This is a genomic window from Microbispora sp. KK1-11 (assembly GCF_006874435.1).
Classification (GTDB): Bacteria; Actinomycetota; Actinomycetes; order Streptosporangiales; family Streptosporangiaceae; genus Microbispora; species Microbispora catharanthi.
Genome location: NZ_VIRJ01000023.1, coordinates 151,133 through 161,215, shown reverse-complemented (window position 1 = coordinate 161,215; position 10,083 = coordinate 151,133). Strand labels below are relative to the sequence as shown.

General features: G+C 74.0%; 4 protein-coding genes. All 4 read right to left on the bottom strand.

All coding sequences use genetic code 11. From position 1 onward, the window contains the following. Nucleotides 1-1,437, bottom strand: a 1,437-nt coding sequence (locus FLW16_RS28765) for a condensation domain-containing protein (protein ID WP_142563265.1), incomplete at its 3' end; no start/stop codon positions are given. 6 nt (nucleotides 1,438-1,443) lie between these two features. Further along, nucleotides 1,444-2,742: a condensation domain-containing protein gene (locus tag FLW16_RS28760; protein ID WP_142563264.1), complete on the bottom strand. Its 1,299-nt coding sequence runs from the start codon at nucleotides 2,740-2,742 to the stop codon at nucleotides 1,444-1,446. Beyond that, a complete protein-coding gene (locus FLW16_RS28755; protein WP_142563263.1) occupies nucleotides 2,729-5,785 on the bottom strand; it encodes an amino acid adenylation domain-containing protein in 3,057 nt (1,018 codons plus the stop codon). Before FLW16_RS28755 ends, FLW16_RS28760 begins: the two co-directional genes overlap by 14 nt. Then, nucleotides 5,782-10,071, bottom strand: coding sequence for a condensation domain-containing protein (locus FLW16_RS28750; protein WP_142563262.1), 4,290 nt, complete (start codon nucleotides 10,069-10,071; stop codon nucleotides 5,782-5,784). The genes FLW16_RS28755 and FLW16_RS28750 overlap by 4 nt, the downstream gene beginning before the upstream one ends. Nucleotides 10,072-10,083 lie beyond the last annotated feature (12 nt).

Below are 10,083 nucleotides of genomic sequence, written 5' to 3'. Positions count from 1 at the left end.
CCGATACGACCACTCCACCCCCTCACCCACCACCGCCACCGCATCCGGCGACACCCCCACCCACCGCTCGAACAACCCATGCAACGACCCCTCCACCACCACCGACCCCGCCAACGACAACGGCTCGGGAGTCGCGGACGCGGCGAACGTCGCGAGAGGGGCCTCCGGCCTGGCGGGACCCTCGTCGAGCACCCGGACGAGTTCGCCGGCGACGGCCTCGGCCGTCTCCGCCGACAGGACGCCCTCGTCGTACTCCACGCCGAGGCGCAACTCGTCCCTGCTCTCGACGACGGTGAGGAGCAGCCGGCACTTGGCCGACTCGGCCGGGGCGGCCAGCGGGGTGACGGTGAGTCCGCCCATGTCGACGGCACCGGGGACCATGGTGTGCACGAACATCACGTCGAAGACGTGCCGCCACGCCTCCGGAACGCGGTCCGCCTCCGGATCGAGCCGGTGCAGGGGGACGACGGGGCGGCGGAGGACCTCGCGGAGCACCAGGCCCGCCTCCGTCACGCAGGCGGCGAAACCGGCGGCCGGGTCGACGGGCACCACCACCGGCACCGTTCCGGCGAAGGCACCGACGATGTCGGTGCTGTCCGGCATGCGGTTCGCCGAGACAACGCCGATCGGGACACGGGAGACGGCTCCCAGGCGGGCGATCGTCGCCGCCCAGGCGCCCATCAGCACCGCGCTCATCGTGCTCCGGTTGCGGGCGGCGAACCGCCGGACGGCGGCCAGGCGCGGCCGCCCGATCACGCGCTCGATCCTGCGGCCCCGGTATCCGCGGGCCTGCCGCGGGCCGCCGAGCAGCCGTTCGGGGCGGTTGTCGGCCGCGTCGGCGACCTGGGTCCTCCAGAAACGGCGGTGCTCCTCGAACTCGCCGCCGTCCAGCGACCTGTGCCAGCTCTCGCTCCACTCCCGGTAGGACCGCAGCTCCGCCGTCACCTCGGCGGATTCGCCGAGCGCGTGCCTCCGGTAATCGCGCACCAGGTCGTCGAAGAGCAGTTCGCGCGACCGCCCGTCGGTCACCAGGTGGTGCAGCAGCAGGCAGACGACGCTTCGGCCCGGCTCGACCAGGAGGACGGTGCACTTCAGCAACGGCGGCCTGGACAGGTCGAGGGTCTCCCCTGTCGCCTGCGCGACGAGCGCGGAGACCTCGCCCGCGCTCCGGTCGTCCCCGCGCAGGTCCACCACCTCGAACGGCACGGCCCACCGCGGCTCGGTGACCGCCACCGCGGCGCCCTCGTGCCAGGCGAAGCCGGTGCGCAACGCGTCGTGCCGCGCCACCAGGTCGTCCAGCGCGGCGCGCAGGGCGTCGACGTCCAGGTCCCCGTCGGCTCTCAGCACGTAGGGGACGTGGTAGGCGGCGGAGCCGCTCTCGTCCTGGCACTCGATCCAGAGGGCTTCCTCGATCGGAGAGAGAAGACGCTGGGTCATTGCGCACTACCCTTCGATGGCCGATACGGGGGTGGAAAGGAGGTCGTGGAGGGTGGCCGCGCGGGGATCCGGGACCGTGACGAGCCGCTTGAGCCGGCCGATCACCTCGCCGACGAGCCGTTGGACCGCACCCCGGGCGGGCACGATGCCGTTGAAATTGACGACGATCATGGCTTGGTCGCCGATGAACGTGGTGGCGACCAGCGGGTGGGCGGACCGGTCGACGATGTCGGTGATCTCCACGGTCGCGCCGCTGTGCGGACCGTGGAAGGTGTCGAGCGGCCGGTAGTGGGACACGACGATGACCGGGGCGTCGCCGAGGGAGCCCGCGGGCACCGAGCCTTCCCAGACGCGCACGAGCTCCTGCTGGTAGGCGCCCAGCCAGTCGGCGAGGTTCCGCTCCTCGTCGAGCACGGCCGTCGTGGGACGCGTGACCGTGAACATGCCGAGCATCGACATGGAGCCGGGGATCTCGGCGGGGCGTCCGTAGCTGGTGGTGCCGAGCCGCACGGTGCGCGTCCCGCCCAGCGCGGCGAGCGCCAGCGCCCACGCGGCGTGGTACTGCACGGCCATGGTCGTGCCGGCCCTCTTGGCGAACGCCCTCATGAGCCCGGTGAGGCCCTCGGGGAAGGGCACGACGAGGCGCTTGCGCGCGCCCGGTCTGCGCTCGGCGCCCAGGACGCGCAGCAGGATCGGATCATGCTCCTCGGCCTGCCGCACCGGCGCGAGCGGCTTTTGCGCCGACCGCCGGCGCAGGTAGCCGGCGAGGGGATCGGCCGGCCCCGGCGGCGCCGGGACTCCGGCGAGCACCCTGTCGTACTCCTCGGCGAACTGCTGGATCATCAGCCTGCTGGACAGTCCGTCGAGCACGAGGTGGTGCGCGTTCCAGCTCGCGTACGCGCTGTCACCCGCGTACACGACGTAGGGGGTGATCAGACGGGGCGCCTGGAGGTCGGTCTCCCTGGCGAACTGTTCGTCCATGAGCCGCGCCGCCAGGTCGCCGAGGCGTTCCCGATCGGCCCCGCGCACCTCGACCGCGCGGATCGCGGTGGGCGGCGAACCGCGGAGGATCTGCACGGGCTGGGCACGGCCCTCCCAGCGGACGGCGGTCCTGAGCGCCCCGTGCCTCGTCACGAGGCGGTCCCATGCCTTCTGGAAGGCGCCGAGCTCGAAGTGCGACACCGAGCAGCGCAGTTGCACGGCGTAGATCGAGGGACCCTCGTTCAGCGACTCGAACAGGATCGCCCTCTGCTCCGGCGTGAGCGGAAGCACCTCGTCGTACGGGGTCGCGTCAAGCAGGCTCATGACCGGCCTCCAGGCAGGCGGTGAACTCTTCGGCCAGGCGGGGCAGGTGGTCTCCTGCCGGGCCGGGAGCCGTCCAGAGGGCGACGAGCGCGCCCTCCACCAGGACGCAGTCGAGGTCGAAGGCGTGCCGGCGTCGTGCCGACGGCGCGCGCTGCATCGGCGACTCCAGGTCGACGGTCAGCCGGGCGTCGCCGACGGGGACGCTCCGTTCCAGCCGGCCCAGATGGTTGAGGCCGAGCAGCGGCGGCGGTAGCGTTCGCAGCTCCGCCGCGCCGGCCAGGCCGTCGCGGGCGTGGACGAGGGCGAGGTACCCGTCGCCCGCGCCCGGCACCCTGGCGAGGGCGTCCCTCGCGGCGGCGATGGCCTCCTCCGGCGCGGACACGGTGTCGAGCGCCACGGCGACGGGATGGAAGGAGGTGAACCAGCCCACCTCTCCCGCCCCCGCACTCGCCGCCGCGCGGCCGTGCGTCTCCAGGTCCACCCCGAGCCAGGGCAGCTCGGGGAAGACGCGATGGAAGGCCGTGGCCACCGCGCCGAGCAGGACCTCCGTGGAGGCGGAGACCGCCGGCAGCCTGTGGACGGAACGCACGGCGCCGCCCTCCGTGCCGGGGTCGATGCGAAGCCGGGTGTCGGCCGCCCGCCTCGCCGTGGTGAGCCAGTGGTCGAGCTCGGCGTCGTAGGCGCCCTCCTGGATGGCGCGGTGGTGGTCCGCCACCCAGTCCGGCAGGCCGTAGGAGCCCCGCGGCGGCAGGGGCGCGCGCAGCGCGTTCCCGAGATCCGCCATGACGATCCGCCACGAGACCGCGTCGAACACCATGTGATGGGCGACGAGCACGACGTGGGGGCGCGTGCCCGGCGCCTCGAACCACAACAGCCTCGCCACAGGGCCGTGCTGGAGATCCAGTGTGCGCTGCCAGTGCGCGATCCTGTCGCCGCGCAGCGCGGCGTCGTCGAGGAACTCGATGACCATGGGGACGGCGCCTCGCCCCGGGCGCACCCGCCAGTCGGCGGACCGCGGCGCGGGCTCGAAGACGGCGGAGAGCATCGGGTGGCGGTCGACCACCTCCGCCAGCGCCGCCCGGACCTTGTCGGCCTGGCCGCGCTCGACGGTCAGGCCGACGGAGAAGTTCCAGTGCCCGGGCGCGCCGCCGTCCACGAGCCACCGCTGGATCGGGGTGAGCGGGATCGGCTGGTCGGTGAAGGTCACCGTGGCCCGCTCACGCCGCGGGACCGGCGGCGGCCCGGCGGGAACGGGTGCCGCGGCATCGGAGGAGGGTTCCTCGTCCAGCGGCCGGTCCGCGGCGGCGATCAGTTCGGCCAGCCGCAGCGGCGTCCTCGCCTCGAACACGTCCCTGGGGGAGGCGGTCACGCCGTGTCCGCCGAGGCCGGCGCAGATCAGGACGGCGCTGATGGAGTCGCCGCCGGAGGCGAACAGGTCGGCGTCCGGTCCGAGCCGCTGATTTCGCAGCACGGTTCGCCATACCTCGATCACGGTGTGCAGGGGTTCGTCGAACCGCTCGCCGGCCCCGGCGTCCGGATCGCCGGTGCTCAGCAGCGCGGTCAGGCCCGTCCGGTCGATCTTGCCGTTGGAGTTGCGGGGCAGTTCCGGCAGCTCCACGACCGTGGCCGGGATCATCGGCGCGGGAAGGTGCGCGGCCACCCGCGTCCGCACGTCCTCGGCCGCGAGGCCGACCACGAAGGCGGCGATCGCCGTCCTGTCCTCCCCCACCTCGTGAGCGAGGACGGCGGCGTCCAGGACGCCGTCGACCGCGAGCAGGGCGCGCTCGACCTCCGCGAGTTCCACCCGGATGCCGGCCACCTTGACCTGGTCGTCCCTGCGCCCCCTGAACTCCAGGGCACCGTCGGGGCGCCGTACGGCCAGGTCTCCCGTGCGATAGGCGCGACCGCCCGCGACAGGAACGAACCGCTCGGCGGTCTGCGCCGGCGCGCCGGCGTAGCCGCGCGCCACCGCCCGGCCGGTGAGCCAGATCTCCCCCGTCTCACCCACGCCGCACGGGGTCAGGTCCTCGCCCATGAGGAGGACCTCCGAGCCGGGACGGGCGCGGCCGATGGGCACGACGTCCATGTCGTCGGCGGGATCGCACCTGTGCACGGTGGCCCAGACCGACCCCTCCGCCGGGCCGTACTCGTTCCACAGCGGCGTCGCGCAGAGCTTTCCGTGCGCGGCCACGACCGGGCCGGTGAGCGGCTCGCCCGCCGTGATGGTCACCCGCACCCCGTCGAGGTCTCCGGGCGCGGCCAGCGCCAGGATCTCGCGCCATACCCTCGGCAGGCACAGCACGTGACTGACCCTCTCCGCACGGATGAGATCAAGCAGGCGCCGGGGGTCGGTCCGCTCCTCCGCCTCCGGCACGACGAGGGTTCCCCCGTCGGCCAGTGTCCAGAACAGGCCCGCGACGGAGCTGTCGAAGGCCGGCGGGGAGTGCCAGAGAAAGCGGCGGACCCTTCCGCCGTACACCTGCCGTCTGGCCAGGACGGATTCGCGCGCCGACGCGTGCTCCACCGCGACGGCCTTGGGCTCGCCGGTGGAACCGGACGTGAGGATCATGTAGGCGAGCGATCCCCGGCGTCCCTGGACGGCACCGGCCGTGTCCGTGTCCGTGTCTGGCCGCAGCTCGTCCAGCCGGCCGACCGCGAGCCCTTCCGCCAGGAGCCGCTGCGCGCTCTCCCGCCCCGTCAGGGCGAACGGCATGCCGATGCGCTCGGCCACCCTGCCATACCTGGTCGCCGGCCACGACGGGTCGAGGGGCACGTAGGGGCAGCCGGCCCTCAGGATCCCCAGGACCGCGGGCACGAACTCGATCGGATCGCTCGTGCACACCCCGATCGGCGTCTCCGCCGCCATCCCCCGTCCGACGACCTCCGCGGCGACCGCGGCGGCCTTCGCGTGCAGGTCCGGATAGCTCAGGACGCGCCCGCCGTGCCGTACGGCGGGCAGGTCCGAGCCGGCGCCGACGAGCTCCTGCAGTGTGGGCGCGCCGGCCGGCGCCGTGCCGAGGCCGACCGTCTCGATCGGGCTCATCGTGCCGCCTCCTTCAGCCGGGTGCCGACGGTGCCCTGCCCCCGGGCGTGGGCGAGCCTGATCACATGCGACTCGAGGATCGCGAGGGCCGTCTCCGCCTCCTCGGGAGAGAGCAGGCCGGTGTCGTGGTTGACGGCCAGCTCCAGGCCCTCGTTCGCGTACGCGGTGACGGTCACCCCGTAGTTGGTTCGCTCGACGGAGCGCAGTGGAACGCCGACGAGACCGCCGAAGCCGATCTCCCCGGACAGGCCGAGCATGGTCGCGCCGGTGCCGAAGTCGAGGATGTGGTCGAACAGCAGGTCGCGCGGTGTGAGCCCGGCCGTCCTCCGGATGACGACGAGGGAGTCGTGCTGCCGCTCCTGGACACCGGCGAAGACCTCCGACGCTTCGGCCTGCCAGGCGTCGAGCGGCAGATCCCGGTCGAGGCGCACCCGGAACGGCAGCGTGTTGATCAACATGCCCGAGGCCTGCTCGACGTCCTCGACGCCCTCCGACCTGCCCGACAGCACCGTCCCGAAGGTGACCTCCTCGACGTCGAGCAGGGTTCCCAGGGTCAGCGCCCAGGCGAGATGCAGGAGCAGGGCAGGGGTCAGCCCGCCCGCCCGCGCCTCGGCGGCGGCGCGCCTCCACTCCTCGGGCCGGACGAGCCGGGTGGCCTCCGCCTGTATCAGGGAGCGCACACGGTCCTGCGGCACCAGGGGGGCGCCCGCGCCTGCGGCGAGCGTCTCCCGCCAGAACCCGTCGTCCGGCCTGCTCGCGCCCTCTCCGGTGACGGGCAGCGGCCGCCGGCCGAGCGGCCGTCCCTCGTACGCCGCGCAGAAATCCCGCAGCGCGAGGTTCATCGACCAGCCGTCCAGGATGAGATGGTGGTGGGTGACCACGCACAGGTGGCGGTCCTGGCCGAGGCGGGCGAACGCGACCCGCAGCAGCGGTGGGCGTTCGAGGTCGAACGGCGCGCGCTCGGCGGCGAGCAGCCGCTCGGCCGCTTCGCCGGCCGGCATGCCGAGACCGCTCCAGTCGTGAGTGGTCACCGGAATCCCGGCCTGCCTGCTCACCCGCTGTACGGGCTGCTCCCTGCGCCGCCAGTCGAACGAGGAGCGCAACGAGGGCGTCGCGGCCGCCACCTCCTGCCAGGCCGCCTCGGCTCTGGCGACGTCGAGCGCGCCTGTCAGCTCGACGGCGAACTGCCCGACGTAGCCGTCGCGCCGTGTGTCGGCGGCCGCGTGGAAGAGGATGCCCTCCTGAGCGGGAGTGAGCGGGAGCCCGGCGTCCTCGTGGGTGAGCGCGGCGAGCTCCGCCCCCAGACCGGCCACGACGGCTCCGGCGGCGGCGTCGGTCACCGTTCCGGGGATCTCGATCGTGATCGTCAGGTTCTCCCCGTCGAGCGCGGCCTCCACGACCCAGTGGCAGGGGCGGACGGCCTGTGCCGCCCGCCGCGGCCCCGCCGCTATCCGGGACCCCGGGGCGTACAGGGCGGTGCCGTCCGGCACCTCCAGCCGGCCCAGGAAGTTGAAGGCGAGGTCGGGGGAGCGTCGCAGGCGCAGGCTTTCCCGCACTTGGGGGTCGGGATGGTAGTGGCGCAGGACGCCGTAACCAAGCCCCCGCCCGGGCACCTCGCGCAGTGCCCGCCGCGCGGCCCACAGCGTGGCGGCGGCGTCCTCCCGGACGTCCACGACCGCCGGGTACAGCGCGGTCAGCCATCCCACGACCTCGAAGGCGGCGGATGCGTCCAGCTCGTCCCTGCCCGTGTTCTCCAGTTCGACGACGCATCGCTCACGGCCGGTATGCGTGCGCCATGTCTTCAGCGCGGCGGCGAGCACGAGCTCTGCGAGGCCGGCGTACGGGTGGGCGAGGAGCACCGATGCGTCGACGGTGAGGGTGAGCGCGCGGGCAGTCCCCTCCGTGCCGGGGTGGTCGCCGCGCTGGACGGCGTTCGCCGCGGCCACGGTCTGCGTCCAGTGGGACAGCGCCTGGTCGAAGCGGCCCTCCGCCGCCACGGACCTGAGTGTGGCGCTCCACTGTCCCGGACCCGGCCGCGGCTCGGCGGCGGGCAGGCCCCATCCGTCCGCGGTCAAGCGGTGGGCCGCCTCGATCTCACCCATCAGCAGGCGCCAGCCCACCGCGTCCGTCACCGCGTGGTGGGCCACCATGAGCAGCCGCCCGCGCTCGTGCGGCCCCCGAACCCAGGCCGCTGCGATCATCCGGCCCTGCCGGGGATCGATGCCGGCGCTGATCCTGCCGATCAGGTCCGCCACCTCGTCCTCGTCCGCGACCTCGACGACGTGCCACGGAAGGGGAGCCGGGGCGGCGGGCCGGTGCCGCCAGGTGTCCCCGTCCCGCACCAGCTCCGCGGTGAGCACGGGATGACAGGCGAGCACGTGCGCGAAGGCGGCCCGCAGGCTCGGCTCCTCGGCGCCGGACGCCAGGTCGGCGAGCACGTACTGGTTCCATTCGCCGGGGACGGTGCCGAGCCGGTCGGCCAGCCACAACGTCGCGGGGGTCGCCTCGTCGCCGGACCGGCGCGGTGTGACGGCCTCCGGCCGCTCGGCTCCGGCCGACAGCCGCCTGGCCAGCTTCCGCACCGTCCCCGCCTCGAAGATGTCGCGCGGTCTCAGGCGCACGCCGATGGCCGGCGCCTGGCAGGCGATCGCGAGGCTGGTCATCGAGTCGCCGCCGATCGCGACGAACTCGTCGTCGAGGCCGACCTGCACCCCGCCGAACGCCTCACGCCAGATGGCCAGGAGCGCGCCTTCGAGTCCCTCCGCCTCCTCGCCCGGTGCGTCGTCGCCCGGTGCTGTGGAGCGATGCGCGTCCCGGGCGAGTGCGAGCGCCGCGCGGTGGTCCACCTTGCCCCCCTCGGTGAGCGGAAGGCGGTCGACCCTGACGACGGCGGCGGGTGCGGCGGCGCCGGGCAGAACGGCGTGCAACCGGTCGGCCAGCCGTCCGGTGTCCAGCCCCTCCTCCCCCACCGCCAGCAGGATCAGCCGGGTCTCGCCGTCGGCGCCCCTGTCGGGGATCGCCGCGCAGTCGGCGACGCCGGGCTCGCTCCGTGCCGCGGCCTCGACCGCCGCGGGTTCGACCCGGAAACCCCGCACCTTGACCTGGCGGTCGATCCTCCCGAGGAACTCCACGGAGCCGTCGGCGTGCGCGCGGGCCTCGTCGCCCGTGCGGTACATGCGGCCGCCGCTCCCGAACAGGTCGGGCAGGAACACCTCGGCGGTGCGGCGCGGATCCCCGGCGTAGCCGCGGGCGAGTCTCCCCGCGAGATACACCTCGCCCACCTCGCCGGGCGCGACCTGCCGGAGACGGTCGTCGAGCACGTACATCGAGCGCCCCGCGAGCGGCGTCCCGATCGCGGCCGAGGCGGCGCCCTCCGGCACCGACTCCACCCGCTCGGCCGTCGCCGTGATGATCGCCTCGGTGGGACCGTAGGCGTTGAGCAGCCGCACCGGCCGAAGCGGCCCCGCCAGCCATTCCCTGGCCGCTTCCGCGGGCATGACGTCGCTGCCGGCGATCACGAGTCTCAGGTCGGGGCAGGCCGGGAGTGTGGCGGCCTCCCGCACGAGCAGCCGCCAGTATCCGGCGGGGACGTTGACCACGGTGAGGCGCTCGGCGGCGACGGTCGCGAAGAAATCGGCGGGGGTGTCCGGCAGCCCGGGATCCCGCACGAACAGGAAGGCTCCGTGGATGAGCGGCACCAGCATCTGTTCGACGCTGACGTCCGTGACGGGCGACGCGAAGAACAGCATCCGGTCCTCCGCCGTGACCTCGACGCGGCGCCCGAAGGTCCGCAGGTGCTCGGCGAGCGGCCCGTGCTCGACCAGCACGCCCTTGGGCTCTCCTGTGGAGCCCGAGGTGCGCAGGACGTACGCGGTGTCCCACCGGCCGCAGGCGCCCGCGCCCGTGTCACCGCGCGCGCCACGGTAGGTGATCTCGATCTCCGGCACGCCCCCCGCAGAAGGGACGCGTGCGGGGGCGATCACGGCACTCGCCCCGAAGCGTTCGGCGACCTCGTTCCCGGCCGGCGTCTCCGTCGCGGCGTCCAGCGGAAGATAGCCGCCCCGCCGCAGTGCCGCCAGCATGGCCACGACCAGGTCCACCGACCTGGGCAGGCACACCCCGGTCAGCCCGCCGGGCAGGCGATCGGAGACGGCGGACGCCCTGGCGGCCAGCTGGCCGTAGGTCAGGCTCGTCGTCCCGTCGGAGACGGCCGGCGCGTCCGGATGCGCGGCCGCGCGATCGGCGAACAGCCGCCAGATCTCCGATCCGTCGTGCGTCGCAGACATTCGTCAGCCCTC